20 protein-coding genes are annotated in these 19278 nt (G+C 67.9%); 11 read left to right on the top strand and 9 right to left on the bottom strand.

What is annotated here, in order from left to right:
• Positions 1 to 19 precede the first annotated feature (19 nt).
• From efeB to EJO71_RS04910, 6 genes are all read left to right on the top strand, one after another.
• Positions 20 to 1309 (top strand): iron uptake transporter deferrochelatase/peroxidase subunit, encoded by a 1290-nt coding sequence (efeB, locus tag EJO71_RS04935; RefSeq protein ID WP_125947867.1) that lies wholly within the window; start codon positions 20 to 22, stop codon positions 1307 to 1309.
• Positions 1310 to 1351: 42 nt separating this feature from the next.
• Positions 1352 to 2188 (top strand): iron uptake system protein EfeO, encoded by an 837-nt coding sequence (gene efeO, locus EJO71_RS04930; RefSeq protein ID WP_125947868.1) that lies wholly within the window; start codon positions 1352 to 1354, stop codon positions 2186 to 2188.
• 210 nt (positions 2189 to 2398) lie between these two features.
• Positions 2399 to 2707, top strand: coding sequence for a FeoA family protein (locus tag EJO71_RS04925; RefSeq protein WP_125947869.1), 309 nt, complete (start codon positions 2399 to 2401; stop codon positions 2705 to 2707).
• Positions 2700 to 4595: a ferrous iron transporter B gene (locus tag EJO71_RS04920; protein ID WP_125947870.1), complete on the top strand. Its 1896-nt coding sequence runs from the start codon at positions 2700 to 2702 to the stop codon at positions 4593 to 4595. The genes EJO71_RS04925 and EJO71_RS04920 overlap by 8 nt, the downstream gene beginning before the upstream one ends.
• A 35-nt stretch (positions 4596 to 4630) precedes the next feature.
• Positions 4631 to 4921 (top strand): DUF6587 family protein, encoded by a 291-nt coding sequence (locus EJO71_RS04915; RefSeq protein WP_125947871.1) that lies wholly within the window; start codon positions 4631 to 4633, stop codon positions 4919 to 4921.
• A 5-nt stretch (positions 4922 to 4926) separates the two neighbouring features.
• Positions 4927 to 6111, top strand: a complete 1185-nt coding sequence (locus EJO71_RS04910) for an FAD-dependent monooxygenase (RefSeq protein WP_125947872.1) — start codon at positions 4927 to 4929, stop codon at positions 6109 to 6111.
• Positions 6112 to 6244: 133 nt separating this feature from the next.
• Here EJO71_RS04910 and EJO71_RS04900 read toward each other — a convergent pair whose 3' ends face one another.
• From EJO71_RS04900 to EJO71_RS04860, 8 genes are all read right to left on the bottom strand, one after another.
• Complete coding sequence (locus EJO71_RS04900) at positions 6245 to 7495, bottom strand: SMI1/KNR4 family protein (protein WP_125947873.1); 1251 nt, start codon at positions 7493 to 7495, stop codon at positions 6245 to 6247.
• Between the two features lie 69 nt (positions 7496 to 7564).
• Positions 7565 to 8950 (bottom strand): reverse transcriptase family protein, encoded by a 1386-nt coding sequence (locus EJO71_RS04895; protein ID WP_125947874.1) that lies wholly within the window; start codon positions 8948 to 8950, stop codon positions 7565 to 7567.
• Positions 8951 to 9183: 233 nt separating this feature from the next.
• Positions 9184 to 10044: a tryptophan 2,3-dioxygenase gene (kynA, locus tag EJO71_RS04890; protein WP_125947875.1), complete on the bottom strand. Its 861-nt coding sequence runs from the start codon at positions 10042 to 10044 to the stop codon at positions 9184 to 9186.
• A complete protein-coding gene (gene kynU / locus EJO71_RS04885; protein WP_125947876.1) occupies positions 10041 to 11318 on the bottom strand; it encodes a kynureninase in 1278 nt (425 codons plus the stop codon). Before kynU ends, kynA begins: the two co-directional genes overlap by 4 nt.
• 10 nt (positions 11319 to 11328) lie before the next feature.
• Positions 11329 to 11982, bottom strand: a complete 654-nt coding sequence (kynB, locus tag EJO71_RS04880; protein ID WP_125947877.1) for an arylformamidase — start codon at positions 11980 to 11982, stop codon at positions 11329 to 11331.
• An 81-nt stretch (positions 11983 to 12063) separates the two neighbouring features.
• Positions 12064 to 12378 carry a YkgJ family cysteine cluster protein gene (locus EJO71_RS04875; RefSeq protein WP_125947878.1) on the bottom strand — a complete coding sequence of 105 codons (315 nt, stop codon included), beginning with the start codon at positions 12376 to 12378 and terminating at the stop codon, positions 12064 to 12066.
• A gap of 124 nt (positions 12379 to 12502) precedes the next feature.
• Complete coding sequence (argF, locus tag EJO71_RS04865; protein WP_125947880.1) at positions 12503 to 13435, bottom strand: ornithine carbamoyltransferase; 933 nt, start codon at positions 13433 to 13435, stop codon at positions 12503 to 12505.
• Positions 13432 to 14640, bottom strand: coding sequence for an aspartate aminotransferase family protein (locus EJO71_RS04860; protein ID WP_125947881.1), 1209 nt, complete (start codon positions 14638 to 14640; stop codon positions 13432 to 13434). Before EJO71_RS04860 ends, argF begins: the two co-directional genes overlap by 4 nt.
• A 161-nt stretch (positions 14641 to 14801) precedes the next feature.
• Here EJO71_RS04860 and EJO71_RS04855 point away from each other — a divergent pair, with 161 nt between their 5' ends.
• A complete protein-coding gene (locus EJO71_RS04855) occupies positions 14802 to 15131 on the top strand; it encodes a DUF3579 domain-containing protein (RefSeq protein WP_093124243.1) in 330 nt (109 codons plus the stop codon).
• 168 nt (positions 15132 to 15299) lie between these two features.
• Here the strand turns inward: EJO71_RS04855 and rpsT are convergent, their stop codons facing one another.
• On the bottom strand, positions 15300 to 15614 hold the full coding sequence (gene rpsT / locus EJO71_RS04850; RefSeq protein WP_125947882.1) for a 30S ribosomal protein S20: 315 nt from the start codon (positions 15612 to 15614) through the stop codon (positions 15300 to 15302).
• Positions 15615 to 15745: 131 nt separating this feature from the next.
• On the opposite strand from rpsT, the gene murJ reads away from it, so the two are divergent.
• The 4 genes from murJ (at position 15746) to EJO71_RS04830 (ending at position 19241) form a co-directional block, all read left to right on the top strand.
• Complete coding sequence (gene murJ / locus EJO71_RS04845; RefSeq protein WP_125947883.1) at positions 15746 to 17299, top strand: murein biosynthesis integral membrane protein MurJ; 1554 nt, start codon at positions 15746 to 15748, stop codon at positions 17297 to 17299.
• An 86-nt stretch (positions 17300 to 17385) separates the two neighbouring features.
• Positions 17386 to 18237: a tetratricopeptide repeat protein gene (locus tag EJO71_RS04840; protein WP_125947884.1), complete on the top strand. Its 852-nt coding sequence runs from the start codon at positions 17386 to 17388 to the stop codon at positions 18235 to 18237.
• 5 nt (positions 18238 to 18242) lie between these two features.
• Entirely contained in the window at positions 18243 to 18671 is a 429-nt protein-coding gene (locus EJO71_RS04835) for a VOC family protein (protein WP_125947885.1), read from the top strand.
• Between the two features lie 138 nt (positions 18672 to 18809).
• Positions 18810 to 19241: a YciI family protein gene (locus EJO71_RS04830; RefSeq protein WP_125947886.1), complete on the top strand. Its 432-nt coding sequence runs from the start codon at positions 18810 to 18812 to the stop codon at positions 19239 to 19241.
• Positions 19242 to 19278: the final 37 nt, after the last annotated feature.

Here is a 19278-nt window from a genome sequence, read left to right as displayed (position 1 = left end):
GTTGAGAGACAGCAGCACCATGGACAAGTCGAACGAACCCGTTTCCCCGCACCGCCGCCGCATGCTTGGCGCGGCAGGCGTCGCCTTCGCAGGCCTCGCCGCCACCTCGGCCCACGCTGCCGCTGCACCCGCCACGCCGGACAGCGGCGCGCAGGTGACCGACGCGCCGCAGAGCACCCACACACAGGACCGCGTGCCCTTCCTCGGCAGGCACCAGGCCGGCATCGTCACGCCGCGCCCGACGGCCGGCATGATCGCGTCGTTCTACGTGCTGGCCGAGAACCGCGCCGACCTGGAGCGCCTGTTCCGCACGCTCACCGAGCGCATCGCCTTCCTCACGCAGGGTGGCCCGCAGACCGACCCCGACCCCAAGCTGCCGCCGGCGGGCTCCGGCATCCTCGGCCCGGTGGTGCAGCCCGACGGGCTGACCGTGACGGTGTCCGTCGGCACCTCGCTCTTCGACGAGCGCTTCGGCCTCGCGAAGAAGAAGCCGCTGCGGCTGAACCAGATGCAGCGCCACCCCAACGACGCGCTCGACGCGGCGCTGTGCCACGGCGACCTGTCGATCCAGTTCTGCGCCAACACGCCGGACACCAACATCCACGCGCTGCGCGACATCATCAAGAACACGCCCGACCTGCTGGTGCTGCACTGGAAGCAGGAAGGCTCCGTGCCGCCGATCCCGGCGGTGCCCGGCAAGCCGGCCGAGAGCGCGCGCAACTTCCTCGGTTTCAGGGACGGCTCGGCCAACCCCGACTCGGCCGACGACAAACTGATGGACAGCATCGTCTGGGTGCCGCCCGGCAGCGACGAGCCGGCCTGGACCGTGGGCGGCAGCTACCAGGCGGTGCGCATCATCCGCAACTTCGTCGAGCGCTGGGACCGCACGCCGCTGCAGGAGCAGGAGGCCATCATGGGCCGGCTGAAGCCCACCGGCGCGCCGATGGACGGCGGCAAGACGGAGCACGACGTGCCCGACTACGCGAAAGATCCGGAAGGCAAGGCCACGCCGATGGACGCGCACATCCGCCTCGCGAACCCGCGCACCAAGGCTTCGGACAAGAACCTGATGCTGCGCCGGCCCTTCAACTACTCGAACGGCGTCACCAGGTCGGGCCAGCTCGAGATGGGGCTGCTGTTCATCTGCTACCAGGCCAATCTCGAGAACGGCTTCATCGCCGTGCAGACGCGCCTCGACGGCGAACCGCTCGAGGAATACATCAAGCCCATCGGCGGCGGCTTCTTCTTCACGCTGCCGGGCGTGCGGGACGAGCGCGACTGGCTGGGGCGCGGGCTGATGTCCGCCTGAAGGCCGCAAGTTTTTTCATCACTGCCCAGAACAAGGAGATCCATGACCGTGCAGTTCCGCCGCCACTTCCTCGCCACTTTCGTCGCAGGCTTCGCCGGGCTCTACGCCGCGGGCGCGCAGGCCGCCGTGTCGCCGCTCGAACTGGTCGGACCGATCTCCGACTACAAGATCTACGTCGCCGAGAACGTGCGCAAGCTGGCAGCGGACACGCGCGCCTTCACCGCCGCGGTGAAGGCCGGCGACATCGAGAAGGCGAAGAAGCTCTATCCGTCCACGCGCACGAGCTATGAGCGCATCGAGCCGGTGGCCGAGTTGTTCAATGACCTCGACAAGGCGATCGACTCGCGCGCCGACGACCACGAGAAGGCCGAGAAGGATCCGGACTTCGGCGGCTTCCATCGCATCGAGTACGGCCTGTGGGTGCAGAAGAGCACCAAGGAACTCGCCCCCGTGGCCGACAAGCTGCTGGCGAACGTGCTCGAACTGCAGAAGCGACTGGGCGCGCTGACCTTCCCGCCAGAGAAGGTGGTGGGCGGCGCCGCGGTACTGATGGAGGAAGTGGCCGCCACCAAGATCTCGGGCGAGGAAAACCGCTACAGCCACACCGACCTGTGGGACTTCCAGTCCAACTTCGAGGGCGCCTACAAGATCGTCGAGCTGCTGCGCCCGTTGGTGGTGAAGGAAAACAAGGCCTTCTCGGACAAGGCCGAGGCCAATTTCAAGGTGGTGTTCGACACGCTGGCCAAGTACAGGACGGCCGACGGCGGCTTTGAAACCTACTCGAAGCTGAGCGAGCGCGACCGCAAGCTGCTGGCCGGGCGGGTCAACACGCTGGCCGAAGACCTGTCGAAGCTGCGCGGCATGCTCGGGCTGAACTAGGCTCTCCCCCAGGCTTCGCGCACTTCGTGTCGCTGTGCCAACCCCCTTCCGGGGGCAACACCTGAGGCCCGGCAAAGCCGGTTCCTCGGTGTTTCTGGCCTTGCAGCCTCCTTTTTTGAGGGGGTAGTCAGGTTTACGCGAGTGAGAATTGCTAGCATCTGGGTTTTGCTTACAGACGCGTCCGATATTCAGGGCGCCTCCGCCCCCACCGTGCGAACCAACGATTTCGGAACAGCGCCGGCCGCAACCGCCGTAGCGGCCCTGCGGCTTGACCAGCTTCCCAACAACCAGTGGGCCACCGTGCTCGACGTGGCGCGCCCCGAGAGCGCCGACGACCGCGAGCTCGTGCTGCGCCTCACCGAAATCGGCTTCGTGCCGGGCGAGGCCGTGCGCATCGTCGCCAGCGGCCTGCCGGGTCGCGAGCCCTTGGCCGTGCGCCTGGGCCACACCACCTTCGCGCTGCGCCGCCACGAGGCAGCGCTGATCCACGTCACGCCGGGAGCCGCGAACCATGGTTGAAGCCGTCGTCCAAGGCCCGGGTCGCCTCGCGCCCACCGCACAGCCGGGCCGTGTCGCCCTGCTGGGCAACCCCAACTGCGGCAAGACCGCGCTGTTCAACCTGCTCACCGGCAGCCGCCAGAAGGTGGCCAACTACGCCGGCGTGACCGTCGAGCGCAAGGAAGGCACGCTGCGCACCCCGTCGGGCCGGCGCGTCTTCGTTCTCGACCTGCCGGGCGCCTACAGCCTGAATGCGCTGAGCGCCGACGAAGCCGTCACGCGCGACATCGTCACCGGCCAGAGCAAGGAAGCCCTGCCCGACCTGCTGGTGTGCGTCACCGACGCCACCAACCTGCGCCTGAACCTGCGTCTGGTGCTCGAGGCCAAGCGCCTCGGCCTGCCGATGGTGGTGGCGCTCAACATGGCCGACATGGCGAAGAAGCAGGGCATCGCGGTCGACACGGCCGTGCTCTCGCGCGAGCTGGGCGTGCCGGTCATCGAGACCGTCGGCGTGCACACCGGCGGCGCGCAGGGCCTGCTCCAAGCGCTCGACACGCCCGTGGCCGCCGCCACGCCGCAGCCCTGGCAGGCGCCGGGCCTCGACGATGTGCTGGCCACGCAGCGCGAGGTGCGCCGCATCCTCGGCCTCGCGGTGAAGGAGCCGGTCGGCAGCCTCGCCACCAGCGACCGCATCGACCGCGTGGTGCTGCATCCCGTGTGGGGCATGCTGGTGCTGGCCGTCACCATGTTCCTGATGTTCCAGGCCGTGTTCAGCTGGGCCAACGTGCCGATGGACGCCATCAAGGCCGGTACCGAGGGGCTGGGCAACCTGCTGAAGACCTACATGCCCGAGGGCATGCTGCAGAGCCTGCTGGTCGACGGCGTGATCGCCGGCGTGGGCGGCGTGATCGTCTTCCTGCCGCAGATCCTGATTCTTTTCCTCTTCATCCTCGCGCTGGAAGACTCGGGCTACCTGCCGCGCGCGGCCTTCCTGCTCGACCGCGTGATGGGCACCGTGGGGCTGTCGGGCCGCTCGTTCATTCCGCTGCTCTCCAGCTTCGCCTGCGCCATTCCGGGCGTGATGGCCACCCGCACGATCAGCAACTGGCGCGACCGCATCACGACGATCATGATCGCGCCGCTCATGACCTGCTCGGCGCGGCTGCCGGTGTATGCGCTGCTCATCGCGGCCTTCATTCCGGCGCGCACCGTGGGCGGCATCTTCAACCTGCAGGGCGTGGTGCTGTTCGGGCTCTACGTGTTCGGCATCGTCTCGGCGATGGCCGTGGCCTGGGTCATGAAGCGCTTCCGCGACAACGCGCAGCACTCGCCGCTGCTGATGGAGCTGCCGGCCTACCGCTGGCCCAACCTGCGCAACCTGGCGCTGGGCCTGTACGAGCGCGCCTGGATCTTCATCCAGCGCGTGGGCACGATCATCCTGACGCTGACGATCCTGCTGTGGTTCCTGTCGACCTTCCCGTCGCCGCCCGAGGGCGCGACCGGCCCTGCCATCCAGTACAGCCTGGCCGGCATGATCGGCCGAGGGCTGGAGCACATCTTCGCGCCCATCGGCTTCAACTGGCAGATCTCGATCGCGCTGGTGCCGGGCATGGCCGCGCGCGAAGTAGCCGTGGGGGCGCTCGGCACGGTGTACGCGCTCTCCGCCACCGGAGACGACGTGGCGGGCGCGCTGGAGCCGCTCATTGCCGGCAGCTGGACGCTGGCCACCGCGCTGTCGCTGCTGGTCTGGTACGTGTTCGCGCCACAGTGCATCTCGACGCTGGCAGCGGTGAAGCGCGAAACCGGCTCGTGGAAGTACGTCTGGATCATGGCGGCCTACCTCTTCGCGCTGGCCTACATGGCCTGCTTCATCACCTACCACGTTGCAGTGGCACTCGGGGCAGGGTAAAACCGCCCGCTGACGCTGAAAGGTTTGAAGAAGAAATGGCACAGCAACTGATCGTCGGATTGATCGTCGCGGCCGCCGCGTTCTATGCGGTCTGGCGCTGGATGCCCGCAGGCTGGCGCCGCGGTGCCGCGCAGAAGCTCGCGGCCGGCACGCATCGCGCGGGCTGGGTCGACGAAGAGCGCGCCAAGGAACTCGCCACCTCGCTGGCCAAGACATCGGGCTGCGGCTCGTGCGACAGCTGCGGGAGCTGCGCTCCCAAGACATCCCTCAAACAATCGCAAGCCGACCAGGCTATCAGCCCCAGCCCGTCCACGCACGGCCGCTGAGTCCGATGCCCGCGCACATCCTCGTCGCCGGGGGCGGCATCGGGGGGCTGGCCACCGCGCTGGCGCTTTCCAGGCATCGCCATCGGGTCGACGTCTTCGAGCAGGCGGCCGTCTTCGGCGAGATCGGCGCCGGCGTGCAGCTCGGTCCCAATGCCACGCGGCGACTTCAGCAACTGGACCTCGGCCCCGGACTCGCGGCCATCGCGGCGCGGCCCGAGGCGCTGGTGGTGCACAGCGCCGAAAGCGGCTCCGAGCTGGCCCGCATGCCGCTGGCCGACGCCATGCAGCAGCGCTACGGCGCCCCCTATTTCTGTGTTCATCGTGCCGACCTGCACGGCCTGCTGCTCGATGCCGTGCGCGCGCGTGGCACCGGCGCGCTGGTGACCGGCGCACATATCAGGCAGGTGGAAACCAGCGACGACCTCGTCTGCCTGTCGAGCACCGACGCGCGCGCCTGGGAAGGCGAAGCCGTCGTCGGGGCCGACGGCCTCTGGAGCCTGGTGCGGCGGCAGCTGGATTGCGCTTCCGCCGCACAGTCCCCGCGCGTCACCGGCCACACGGCATGGCGCGCGCTGGTCGAGCAGTCGCGCGTGCCCGCCGCGTTGCGCCGCAGCCGTGTCGATGTCTGGCTCGGCCCGCGCCTGCACGCGGTGGCGTACCCGGTGCGAGGCGGCGGCTGGCTCAACGTGGTGGTGATCGCCGAATCGGCCCCGGCCGGCGACGCGCGCGACTGGGACCAGTCCAGCAGCATCGCCGCCCTGAAGCAGGCCATGGGCCGCAGCTGCGTCGGCCTGCAATCACTGCTCGATGCGATGCCCGGCTGGCGCGCCTGGTCGCTCGGCGACCGCGCACCCATGACCGGCCCGGCCGACATGGCGCACGAGCGCGTCGCGCTGGTGGGCGATGCGGCGCATCCGATGGTGCCGTACCTCGCGCAGGGCGCCGGCATGGCCATCGAGGACTCGGTGGCGCTGGCCGATGCGCTTGGCGATGGCAGCGCTGCGAATGTCCCCGCCGCCTTCGCGCGTTATGCCGAGGCGCGCTGGGCGCGCAACGCGCAGGTGCAGGCGCGCGCCCGCCGCAATGGCGAGATCTTCCACGCCACCGGCGCAGTGCGACTGGGCCGCGATATGGCGATGCGCCTGCTGGGCACGAAGCTGCTCGATCAGCCCTGGCTGTACGGCGGCTGAGATGCGCATCGGTGCCCGTGGAACGGGCACCAACGCCAGAAACACCGTGGAACCGGCTTCGCCGGGCCACCGGTGTTGCCCCCGGCGAGGGGGAAGGCGAAGCGACACGAAGTGCGCGAAGCCTGGGGGCGGTCTACAGTCTGAACGTCTGCAAGTGCTCGATGCGTTCCGCGAGCCCTTCCTGCCCCAGGTAGTGGCCGTACTTCCCGTCCTGCATCTTCGCCAGCGAGTTCTCCAGGTCGAGCAGCATCGCGTCGCGCTCGGCGACGAACGCCGGCGCCACGTCGATGCCCGCCTTCGCGCAGGCGTCCGCGATCAGGTGTGCGCTCGCGGGTGCGCCGCATGCCGCGCACTTGACGATGGCTGCCACGTTGGGCTCCGCGCCGTTGGCCAGAAGGGCGCTCGTGAGTTCGGGCGCGATCTGCCCGTCGATGTTGCGCAGGGCGTCGGCCGCCACCGGCGCGCCCGCGCGCACCAGTGCTGCTGCGGCGGCGAAGGCGCCGTGGCTCACCGCAACGTCGGTTGCCAGCGCGCTGCCCTGGTGCGGCCCGTCGAAGCCCACGCCCGCGGCGGCCAGCTCGGCCACCAGCCCGGCATCGTCGGTGCCGATCGCATGCCGCAGGGCCACGCGCGCGAGCTGCGGCTGGTGGCGCAGCGTGCCTTCGGCCAGCGGCGTGCGCCAGTCGACCACGGCGCGGCAATAGAAGGTCACCAGCTTGTCCATCAGGTCGAGGTCGAGCCCGTGGTCCTCGTGCCGGTCGTCGAGATAGCCCAGCAGCGTCTGGCCTGAGAAATAGTCGCTCGTGGGGGCCAGCGGGTCTTCGTCCAGGCGCAGCGCCGCGAAGGCGCCGCGCAGGTCTGGCGCGACGGTGTTCACGCTGTCCTCGTGCAGTGCGTGCGTCCAGGCCGGCGGCAGGCCCTTCTTCCACGCGACGATCTGCCCGTGCCCGGCGCCGGGCTCGACCACCGCGTAGATGCGGTCGGTGTACTCGAAGCCGCCGAAGGGAAGGTGCGAGAGCTTGCCGCCCCAGGGCGTGCCGCTTTCCTCGGCGGCTTCCTGCGCCAGTTCCTGCTCGTGCTCGATCCAGCCCTGCAGGTCGTGGTAGCCGTCGCTGCCGTCCCAGAACAGCTCGTTCCAGCTGATGCCCTCGAGGTTGCCGTTCATCTCGAGCGAGAGGTCGTAGTCGAGCCGTCCGCCCGCCGTCAGCTGCCACAGCTCGACCAGCGCTTCGGGAACGGGGCCTGCGCACACGGCCTGCACGGCATCGATCTGCTGGCGTGGCATCGGCGGCTGCGCGTCGAAGATCACGCGGTCGGCGAACAGCACGATGCCGTGTTCGCGCAGGGTGGAGAGCTCGTCGGGTGTGAACCGGATGTCGTTCATGGCTGGGCCTCCGTTGTTTTCAAAAATGTAGCGCTTTGCGCTCGCGGAGCAATCCGGGCCACCCCAGATTCATGAGGGCGTTTGTGTGGTACCCGTCCAGTCGATGCGTTCGAAGAGCCTCATCAGCCGGGCCTTGCGCGTGGGGTTGAACTGGCCGATCCACGCGATGTGGCCCAGCAGATGGCCGCGAAAGTCGTCCACCTTCGCGCGGTTCTGGCTGGCGGGGCCGTCCATCGCGCAGCGATGCAGCACGGCCTTGAGCCGGTCGAAATCTTCGCGCGGTGCGTTGGCCTTGTCGTTGACGACCACACCGGTCACGCGCTGCTGGCGATGCTGCGGCATGCAGCGCAGCTTGCGCGGGTGCAGCTCGAAACCTTCGTCGGCCGCAATGCCGTCGACCCATGCGCGCAGGGCGGTGAACTGCGCACGCAGCGAGGCCGGCCCGGAGAACACGAGATCGTCGGCATAGCGTGTGTAGGTGGCGCCGAAGACCCACGCGAGACCTTCGAGCCGCAGGTCGAGCCGGAAGGCGCAGAGATTGGCCAGCGCGGGCGAGCAGGGCGAGCCCTGGGGCAGATGCGGCGCGGCGAGGCGCTTGGCGCCCATCCAGTCGAGCCCGCCGTCGTCGCGCAGGCGTTCGATCACCGCGGCGTCGGTGCGGTGCGTGCACAGCGCGGTGAGGGCGCGCGCCACGCCTTCGGGATAACCGAGCGTGCGCCATGTGGCGTGCACGCGCGAGGCGCGAACGCCGGGGAAGAAGTCGCGCAGGTCGAAGCCGATCACGACCTCCTTGCCGGCATGCGCGGCCGCGTGGCTCGCGACTGACCGGCCCTGCACGAAGCCGTGCGCCGCTTCGTGCACGGGCACGGGCCGTAGCAGGTCGTCGAGGATGCGGCGCTGCGCGCGCTTCAGGTCGGCCTTCGGAATCTCGAGCAGGCGAAGGCCGCCGAGGCGCTTGGGCTGAAGCTGGTAGCGGTAGTGTGATGCGGGCTCGACGCGTGGGTCGGCGTGCGCGCGAAAGGCCTGTGCCGGCGATGTGAGCCACTCCAGCCGATCCGCGTCCAGCTCAAGCCATCGAGCGAGGTCGACCTGCGTGGGGATGCTGGGCAGCGCGAAATGGTCCAGCCCCATCGGGCGCGGAAGCATCTGCGCGGGCCGCAGGATGATGCGCCGCACGCGCGGCTGCTCGTTCTGCTCGAAGGCTGCGTCCAGCTCGGGCATGTCGTGGATCGCCTTCGCCAGCGCGGCCAGGTCGGTGCGCTGCCACGTGGCCTGCGAGCGGTTGCCGAGTGCTTCGGCCAGCGGCTTCAGCCAGGGCGAATCGGCACCCAGCGTGGCGGCGGCCCGTGCGCGCAAGGCGCCCGGTGCTGTGCCGCCGGGCTGCCTCGCATCGGCGAGCAAGGCCCTTGCGAGGCTGCGTGCGATCCACTCCCTGTAGCTCAGTTCACGCGTCATGAATGAATGCAGGCCGCGAAGCCGGTGAAGATGGGTGGCAACCGGCCCTTCAACCAGCCGGTGATGCGCTAGCTGGGCTGCGCGGCAGCGCAGTCGGGCTCACGCGCCGGAATGTGTAGCCATCCATCCACCACGGGGTTCCCCCGCAGCACAAGACCGGGCGACGAATCGCAAAGCCTTGTCGAGTCTTGAAGTGCCGGTGCCGGGCGGATTGTAGGAGCCGGCTTCGCCGGCTACAGGTCGGTGCGCAGCTTCCAGATCTCGGGGAACAGCACCACGTCGAGCATCTTGCGCAGGTAGCTCACGCCGCCCGTGCCGCCGGTGCCGCGCTTGAAGCCGATCACGCGCTCGACGGTCGTCACATGGCGAAAGCGCCAGAGGCGGAAGGCGTCTTCGAGGTCGGTGAGCTTTTCGCCGAGCTGGTACAGGTCCCAGTATTCGTGCGGGTTGCGGTAGACCGTGAGCCATGCCGCCTCGACGCCGTCGCTCGGCTCATAAGGCTGGGTCCAGTCACGCTCCAGCCGGTCTGCAGGTACGGGCAGGCCATGGCGCGCCAAGAGGCGCAGCGACTCGTCGTACAGCGATGGCGCGCGATAGGCCGCATCGACCTGCGCCAGCAGGTCGGCGCGGTGCGCGTGCGGCTTGAGCATGGCGGCGTTCTTGTTGCCCAGCGCGAACTCGATGCAGCGGTACTGCGCGCTCTGGAAGCCGCTGGAGTTGGCGAGGTAGGGGCGCATCGCCGTGTATTCGGGCGGGGTCATGGTCGAGAGCACGGTCCATGCGTTCACCAGCTGCTCCATGATGCGGCTCACGCGCGCGAGCATCTTGAAGGCGTCGGGCAGTTTCTCTTCGGCGATGCAGGAGATGGCGGCGTGCAGCTCGTGCAGCATCAGCTTCATCCAGAGCTCGCTGGTCTGGTGCTGCACGATGAAGAGCATCTCGTCGTGCGCGGGCGAAAGCGGATGCTGGGCGTTGAGGATCTCGTCGAGGTGCAGGTAGTCGCCGTAGCTCATGGACTTGCTGAAGTCCAGCTGCGCCTTCTCTTCGTGAACGATGTTCTCGGGGCTTGTAGCGGGGCTCTTGTCGGCGCTCATGTCACTGCGTTCTTGCGGTTGAATTCAGGGCGTCGCCAATCACCGGTTTCGAGCACCTGCACGAGGTGCTCGACCGAGTTCCACACGTCCTCGAAGCCGATGTACAGCGGCGTGAAGCCGAAGCGCAGGATGTCGGGCATCTGCGAGTCGCCGGCGCGGTAGTCGCCGATCACGCCGCGCGCGATCAGCGCCTGCACGATGGCGTAGGCACCTTCTTCGCGGCTGAGGCAGACCTGCGAGCCGCGCAGCGCATGGTCGCGCGGCGTGACGAGCGAAAGGCCCTGGCCCGCGCAACGCTCTTCGACCAGCTTGATGAAGAGGTCGGTGAGCGCGAGCGACTTGGTGCGCAGCGCGGACATCGCGCCATTGCCGCCGTTGAAGGCTTCGGCCGCGAGCACGGTGTCGAGACCGCATTCCAGACCAGCCAGCGCGATGATCGGCTGCGTGCCGCACAGATAGCGGCCCACGCCCGGGGCGGGGCGGTAATGCGGCGTGAACTCGAAGGGCGCCGCGTGGCCCCACCAGCCGGACAGCGGCTGTTCGAACTGGCTCGCGTGCTTGGTGTGCACCCATGCGAAGGCCGGCGCGCCGGGGCCGCCGTTCAGGTACTTGTAGCCGCAGCCGATCGCGTAGTCGGCGTTGCTTTCGTTGAGCGCCACGGGCACCGCGCCCGCGCTGTGCGCGAGGTCCCACACGGTGAGCGCGCCAACCGCATGTGCTGCGGCGGTGACGGCCTTCATGTCGTGCATGGCGCCGGTGCGGTAGTTGACGTGCGTGAGCATCAGCACGGCCACCTCATTGGTCAGCACGCCGGGCAATTCGCTCGCGTCGATCAGCTTCAGCGTGAAGCCGCGCTCGCGGCACAGCGACTCGGCGATGTAGAGGTCGGTCGGGAAGTTGCTGCGTTCGCTGATGACCAGCTTGCGGCCGCTGTCCTTCTGCTGCGAGAGCGCTGCGAACAGCACCTTGTAGAGGTTCACCGAAGTGCTGTCGGTGCACACCACTTCGCCGGGCGCGGCGCCGATCAGGCGGGCCACCTTGTCGCCCAGGCGCTGCGGCAGGTCGAACCAGCTCGCGGTGTTCCACGAGCGGATGAGGCCTTCGCCCCATTCCTTCGTCACGACTTCGGCGATGCGCGTCGGAGCGGCTTTGGGCATCACGCCGAGCGAGTTGCCGTCGAGATACAGAACGTCTTCGGGAATCGTGAATTGGTCGCGCAAGGCGCGCAGCGGGTCTTGCGCGTCTAGCGCGCGGCAATCTGCAAGAGTCGTCATGGTGGAGGTTTCAGCGGGGAAGATCGCGCAGCACGGCGCGAACGGGGGAGGCATCGGCGCTGACCAGCTTGAGCGGCAGCGCGATGAGTTCGTAGTCGCCCTCGGGCACGTCGTCGAGCACGAGGTTCTCGAGCACGCGCATGTCGAGGCGGCGGATTCGTTGGTGGCTTTCCAGCGTCTTGCTGTCGGCCGGGTCGATGCTGGCGGTGTCGATGCCGATGAGCTTCACGCCCATGGCGGCGAGGCGTTCGACGGTGGCGGGGGCGTAGGCGGCAAGCTCCGGATCCCAGCGGTCGACCGGCATGGTGGCGTAGGTGCGAACCAGCACGCGCGGGGGCAGGGTGCTGTCGACGGCGTGGGCGATGTGGTCCCACTCGACCAGCGGACCCTTGGCTATCGCGTGGATCACGCGGCAGGGGCCGAGGAAGGGTGTGAGGTCGACGTCGCCGATGGTCTGGCCTTCGGGGTCGTAGTGCAGCGGGGCATCGGCGTGCGCGCCGACGTGGGGCGAGAGCTTGATCTCGCTGACATTGACCGGGCAGCCCGGCGAAATGGTCGCGGCCCAGCGCTGCTGGTAGGGCGTGTCGCCGGGAAAGACCGGCGCGCCTTCATGCACTGGCGGCGAGATGTCCCAGATTCGTGGGCGAGGTTGCTGTGAACGCATGGCGCGAAGGTAGCGCCGGGCGAGAGGTCGTGGTGTCGGTTATTTCCAACACCCAATGTGACAAGTTGAACCGCGGGCGTTTCAGTGCAGCGAGGAGAGCGCCGGCAGTCCGTGCCGGGCCCGCGCCCGCTCGCAGGCGTCGCTGCCGGCCTGCAGCTCGTGGCATGGGTTGGGACGCCATTCGTAGATGCCGCAGCCCACGGACTGGCCGATCTTTCCGGTGAGCGCGGCGCAGCGCGGGGGCGTGTGGTCGGTACCGCGCATGCGGCAGATGGCGTCGTTCACGTCGACGGCGAGGCCCGAAGGCACCTTGCCGCCGTTGTCGTCGAGTTCATGCACGCTGAAATCGACGCGGTAGCTGGCGCAGCAGGCGCCGCATTGCTGGCAATCATTCATTGCGATGCTTTGTTGACGATCTGTTCCAGGAACACCGCGGAACCGGCTTTGCCGGGCCGCTGGTGTTGCCCCCGGCGAGGGGGGTGGCGAAGCGACACGAAGTGCGCGGAGCCTGGGGGAGTGCCTATAACTTGCCCAGGAGCAGGAACTCCATCAGCGCCTTCTGCGCGTGCAGGCGGTTCTCTGCTTCGTCCCATACCACCGACTGCGGCCCGTCGATGACCTCGGCCTGCACTTCCTCGCCGCGATGGGCGGGGAGGCAGTGCATGAACAGCGCGCCGGGCTGGGCGATGCGCATCATGTCCTCGTCGACGCACCAGTCGGCGAAGGCCTTGCGGCGGGCCTCGTTCTCGGCCTCGTAGCCCATGCTGGTCCAGACGTCGGTGGTGACCAAGTCGGCGCCGCGACAGGCTTCCATCGGGTCTTTGAAGACCTTGTAGCTGTCGCCCGAGCGGATGCCGGCGATCGACTGGTCCACCTCGTAGCCGCTGGGCGTGCTCACGTGCACCGTGAAGCCCAGGATCTCGGCCGCCTGCAGCCAGGTGTTGGCCATGTTGTTGCCGTCGCCCACCCACGCCACCGTCTTGCCCTGGATGGAGCCGCGGTGCTCGATGTAGGTGAAGATGTCCGCCAGGATCTGGCAGGGGTGGAACTCATTGGTCAGGCCGTTGATGACGGGCACGCGCGAGTGCGCGGCGAAGGCGTCGATCTTGGTCTGCTCGTAGGTGCGGATCATCACCAGGTCGACCATGCGGCTGATGACCTTGGCGCTGTCCTCGATGGGCTCGGCGCGGCCGAGCTGGCTGTCGCCGGTGGTCAGGTGCACCACGCTGCCGCCCAGCTGGTACATGCCGGCCTCGAAGCTCACGCGGGTGCGCGTGCTGGCCTTCTCGAAGATCATCGCCAGCGTGCGGTCGACCAGGGGCTGGTGCTTCTCGTAGGTCTTGAACTTCTTCTTGATGATCGCCATGCGATCGAAGAGGTAGGCGTACTCGTCGGCCGTGAAGTCGGCGAACTGCAGGTAGTGCCGGATGGTGTTCGCGGTGGCGGTCGTCATTGGGGTGCAGGCTCCGACAGGAAGGCTTTGACGATGGGCGCGAGGATGGCGACGATCTCGTCGGCCTCGGCAATGCTCAGGATGAGCGGCGGCACGAGGCGGATCACCTTGTCGGCCGTGACGCTCAGCAGCAGGCCGGCATCGCAGGCGCGGTTCAGGATCACGCCGCAGGGACGGTCGAGCTCGATGCCGAGCATCAGGCCCTGGCCGCGGATTTCCTTCACGCCGGGCAGGCCGCCGAGCTCGCGCTCCAGCGCGGCCTTCAGGTGGGCGCCCACCGTGGCGGCGTTGTCGAGCAGCTTGTGCTCTTCCATGATGCGGATGGTTTCGACGCCGGCGCGCATGGCGAGCGGGTTGCCGCCGAAGGTGGTGCCGTGGTTGCCCGGGCCGAAGATGTTGGCGGCCTTGGGGCCTGCCACCACGGCGCCGATCGGCACGCCCGAGCCCAGGCCCTTGGCCAGCGGCATCACGTCGGGCTTGATGCCCGCCCACTGGTGGGCGAACCACTTGCCGGTGCGGCCCATGCCGCACTGCACTTCGTCGATCATCATGAGCCAGTCGCGCTCGTCGCACAGCTGGCGCACCTGCTTGAGGTATTCCCAGCGCATCGGGTTGATGCCGCCTTCGCCCTGGATGGTTTCGAAGAACACGGCGACCACGTTCGGGTTGCCTTCGGTGGCCTTCTTCAGCGCCTCGATGTCGTTCAGCGGCACGCGGATGAAGCCCTCGACCAGCGGGCCGAAGCCGGCCTGCACCTTGGGGTTGCCGGTGGCCGAGAGGGTGGCGATGCTGCGGCCGTGGAAGGCGGCTTCGTAGACGACGATCTCGGGGCGCTCGATGCCTTTGTCGTGGCCGTACTTGCGCGCCAGCTTCAGGGCGGCTTCGTTGGCTTCGAGGCCGGTACAGCAGAAGAACGCGTTGGTGAGGCCGGAAATCTCGGTCAGCTTGGCGGCGAGCTGTTCCTGGCCGGTCACGTGGTAGTAGTTGGAGCTGTGGATCAGCTTGGTCAGCTGGTCCTGCAGGGCGGGCACCAGCTCGGGGTGGTTGTGGCCCAGCGTGTTCACGGCGATGCCGCCGAGGCCGTCGATGTAGGCCTTGCCCGCGGTGTCCCAGACTCGGCAGCCCTGACCGTGCGACAGTGCGATCGGCAGGCGACCGTAGGTGTTCATGACGTGGGGCGAGGTGGGCTGGGCGGTAGCGCTCATTCGGGTTCTCCAGATAGGGAACGCGGATTCTAGGCGTGCGTTTTGACGGCTTCGTTGAGGATTCCGCATTACAGCAATGCCCCATGTTCAGGATGCAAAAAGGGGCGCGGATAGAATCGCTTGCTGCACCGCAGCACCTGCTCCGGTCGCCTCATTCAACGATGATTTCCCCCACAGCCAAAGAAATCTTCATCCAGGGCATCACCAAGGATGGACGGACCTTTCGCCCCAGCGATTGGGCCGAGCGTCTGGCCGGCGTGATGTGCTCCTTCCGCCCCGGTGGCGCCTATCCGGGCAGCCACCTGAGCTATTCGCCCTGGTGCATTCCGACGACCATCAACGGCGTGAAGTGCGTGGTCGTGAACCGCGCGCTGCGCGATGCCGAGCCGATGGCCTGGGATTTCTGCGTGAACTTCGCCAGGGACAACGACCTGCAGGTAGCCGAAGCCTGCCTGGTGCCCGACGCACCCATCCCTCCCAAGAAGGCCTGACAGGCCTTTTTCTTTGCCTCTTCTCCTTGCCTGACGGGCCTGATGCCCGGGTTCACGAAACGAACGGGCATGAAAAAACCGCCCGAAGGCGGTTTTTTCACTTTGCTGCAGCGCACCCCGATCAAACGGCGAACCGGAGGATTCCGGTCCGGGCTTGCCTGACAGGTGTCAGGCGGCGGCCTTTGCAGGCGCCAGGGCGAGGGCCTTGACCTTGGCCGACAGGCGGCTCTTGTCGCGGGCTGCCTTGTTCTTGTGGAAGATGCCCTTGTCGGCGACGGTGTCGACGATGCTCTGGGCCTTCGCGAACAGTTCGCTTGCCTTGGTCTTGTCGCCAGCCAGAACAGCCTTTTCGACGTTCTTGACAGCGGTACGGTATTTGGAGCGCAGCGAGGTGTTCGCAGCGTTGAGCTTGGTGTCCTGGCGGACGCGCTTACGGCCGGAGGCGAGGCGCGGGTTCTTCTTCTTGGGCTTGGCGGATGCCATGTTTAATGTTCCTTAGGTGTCTGAGGATGATGCAGCAAAGCCCTCCATTATAGGCCGGGTTGGCCATTTCGCCCAATTCGCGCCTGAATCGGCCCGTTTCGGCACTCCGGCGGGCCCTACACTCGGCCCCCGTGTCCCTGCTCAAATCCGCCTCCACCGTCTCCCTGCTGACTCTCGCTTCGCGGATCACGGGCCTTGTGCGCGACGTGCTTTTCGCCTCGGTTTTCGGCGTCAGCGCGCTGACCGACGCCTTCAACGTCGCATTCCGCATTCCGAACCTGTTCCGGCGCGTCTTCGGCGAAGGCGCCTTCAGCCAGGCCTTCGTGCCGGTGCTGGCCGCGCGCAAGACCGAAGCGGGCGAGGAGGGCGCCCGGCAGCTGATCGACCATGTCGCCACGCTGCTCACCTGGACGCTGGTGATCGTCTGCGTGGCCGGCGTGGTCGGCGCGCCGCTGATGGTCTGGGCCATGGCGAGCGGGCTGCCCGGCTTCGAAGCCGCCGTGGTCATGACACGCTGGATGTTCCCGTACATCGGCTTCATGTCGCTGGTGGCGCTGGCAGGCGGCATTCTCAACACCTGGCGCAAGTTCGCGGTGCCGGCGGCGTCGCCGGTGCTGCTCAACGTGGCGCTGATCCTGTCGATCCTGGTCGGCGCACCGCTTTTCAGGCATTGGGGCATCGAGCCGATCTACGCGCAGTGCGTGGGCGTGCTGGTGGGGGGCGTGCTGCAACTGGCCCTGCAGATCCCGGCGCTGCGCAAGCTCGGGCTGTTGCCGCGTGTCGGCGCGAGCCTGCGGGCGCTGCGCACCGCGTGGACCGACCCGAACACGCGCAAGGTGCTCAAGCTGATGCTCCCCGCGCTGCTGGGGGTGAGCGTGGCGCAGATCTCGCTGCTCATCAACACGCAGATCGCCTCGCACCTTGCGGTGGGCAGCGTGACCTGGATCACCAATGCCGACCGGCTGATGGAGTTCCCCACCGCCATGCTCGGCGTCGCGCTCGGCGTGGTGCTGATGCCGCAGCTGGCCGGCGCCCGTGCCGCCAAGGACGATGCGCGCTATTCCTCGCTGCTCGACTGGGGCCTTCGCCTCGTGGTGCTGCTTTCGGCGCCTTGCGCCATCGCCTTGCTGCTCTTCGCGAAGCCGCTGGTGGCGGTGCTCTTCCACAACGGCGCCTACACCGGCGAGGACGTGGGCCGCACCACCCTGGCGCTGATGGGCTATGGCGTCGGCCTCGTCGGCATCGTGGCCGTGAAAGTGCTCGCGCCTGGCTACTACGCCAAGCACGACACGCGCACGCCGATGCTCATCGCCGTGGGCGTTCTGGTGCTGACGCAGATCCTCAACGTCTTTCTGGTGCCCGTGCTGCAGCACGCGGCGCTCACGCTGACCATCGCCATCGGGGCGCTGGTCAATTCGGGCTGGCTGCTGGCCGGCCTGATTCGCCGCGGCAGCTACAAGCCCGAGCCGGGCTGGGGCAAGTTCGCGCTGCAGGTGATCGTCGGCACGGCGGTGCTCGCGGGCCTGCTGGTCTGGGGCTCGGCGCATTTCGACTGGGTGGCACTGCGCGAGCAGCGGCTGCTGCGCATCGGCCTGCTCGCCGCGCTGATCGCCGGTTCGGCGCTGCTCTACTTCGGCGTACTGGCGGCGGTCGGCGTGCGGCTGCGCAGCTTCATCCGCCGCTGAAGGCCCGCACCGGGGCGGTGGTGGCGCGTGCGCAATACGCGTGTGCCCTGCCTTGACGCTCCCGAATTGCTCCTCTACAAAGCCACATGACGTTCAGCTTTCAGGTTCCCACCGCACTGGAGTATTTCGAATCGCTGGTCCGCAGCGACGATCAGTTTCCGCTGCTCGAAGCCGCCGCCAGCCTGGCGCAGGACGAATACCCCGATCTCGACGTGCAGCAGGTGCTGGGCGACGTCGACCAGCTCCTGGCCCGCCTCAGGCGCCGTCTGCCGGCCGATGCCGCCCCGCTGGCCCGCCTCCGTGCCCTGAACCAGTTCTTCTTCAACGACCTGAACTTCGGCGGCAACGTCAACGACTACTACGACCCCGACAACAGCTACCTGAACGCCGTGCTGCGCACCCGCCGCGGCATTCCGATCTCGCTGGCCGTGCTCTGGATGGAACTGGCCCAGGGCCTGGGCCTGCAGGCGCGCGGCATCGGGTTTCCGGGGCATTTCATGCTCAAGGTCACGCTGCCGAAGGGGCAGGTGGTGATCGACCCGTTCACCGGCAAGTCGCTCTCGCGCGAGGAGCTGGGCGAGCGGCTCGAACCTTACAAGCGCAGCAACGGCCTGGTCGGCGACTTCGACGTGCCGCTGGGCCTGTACCTGCAGCCCGCCAGTTCGCGCGAAATCATTGCCCGCATGCTGCGCAACCTGAAGGAAGTGCACCACGCTCAGGAAGACTGGCAGCGCGTCATCGCCGTGCAGGACCGCCTGATCGCCCTGCTGCCCAGCGCCTGGGGCGAGTATCGCGACCGCGGCATCGCGCACGCCGAGCAGGGCAACACGGCGCAGGCCGTGCGCGACCTCGAAACCTACCTGGCGAAGGCCGAGGACGCCCTCGACATCGACGCGATCGCCGAGCGCGTCGCCACGCTGCGCCGCATGGCCAGCTGAATGAAATGACCACCCAGGCCGGCGTGAGCCCGGCGCCCGACCTGGGCACCCTGCATGAATTCCACGGCGTGCAGCCCGTGCTGCCGGTATCGGACGTCACGCGCGCCGCGCGGTGGTTTCGCGACGTGCTGGGTTTCGAGCTCGATTTCATCGCCGGCGAGCCGCCCAGCTACGCCCGGGTGAAGAAGGGCGACCGCAGCTACGGCGACCCGGTCTACCTGAGGCTGTGGCAGTGCAACGCGCGCGAGGCGAAGCCCTGGCGCGGCGAAATCGTGATCCACGTGGGCAAGGACATCGACGGCCTGCACGCGGCCTACGTGAAGCGCGGCGTGACGGTCGTCGAGCCGCCGGTCTCCCAGCCCTGGGGCCTGCGCGAATTCGCGATCCGGGAGCCGGATGGCCATGTGCTGCGTTTCTGCGGCTACCTGCCCTGAAGCCTCAGTTTCTGAAACACAAAATTACAAATGGATCGATGCGACCGTGTCGATCCGGCTTTCGCTCGCCCGACGTGTGAACAGGAGCAGGCAGATTCCGAAGCCGCTTCACCACCATCAACCTTCAGGAGAAACGACATGCGATTCATGATTCTGGTCAAGGCCAACGCCGATTCCGAAGCCGGCGTGATGCCCAGTACCGAAATACTCACCGCCATGGGCAAGTTCAACGAGGAGCTGGTCAAGGCCGGCGTGCTGCTGGCGGGCGAGGGCCTGCACCCCAGTTCCAAAGGTGTGCGCGTGCGCTGCGAGGGCCCGACCAAGCGCACCGTCATCGACGGCCCCTTCGCCGAAACCAAGGAGCTGCTGGCTGGCTTCTGGCTGTTCCAGGTCAAGTCGAAGGAAGAAGCCATCGAATGGATCAAGCGCAGCCCCTTCCAGGAAGGCGAGATCGAGATCCGCCAGGTGTTCGAGGCCACCGACTTCGGCGACTCCATGACGCCCGAGCTGCTCGCCCAGGAAGACCGCCTGCGCGCCGAGACCGAGGCCCGCACCAAGGCCGGCGGCTGAAGCCCGATCGCTCACAACCAGACCGAAGGAGAGACAC

Source organism: Variovorax sp. 679, assembly GCF_003952185.1.
Lineage (GTDB): Bacteria > Pseudomonadota > Gammaproteobacteria > Burkholderiales > Burkholderiaceae_C > Variovorax.
The sequence above is the reverse complement of the archived record's forward strand: the minus strand, read 5'-3'. Positions and strand labels throughout refer to the sequence as shown.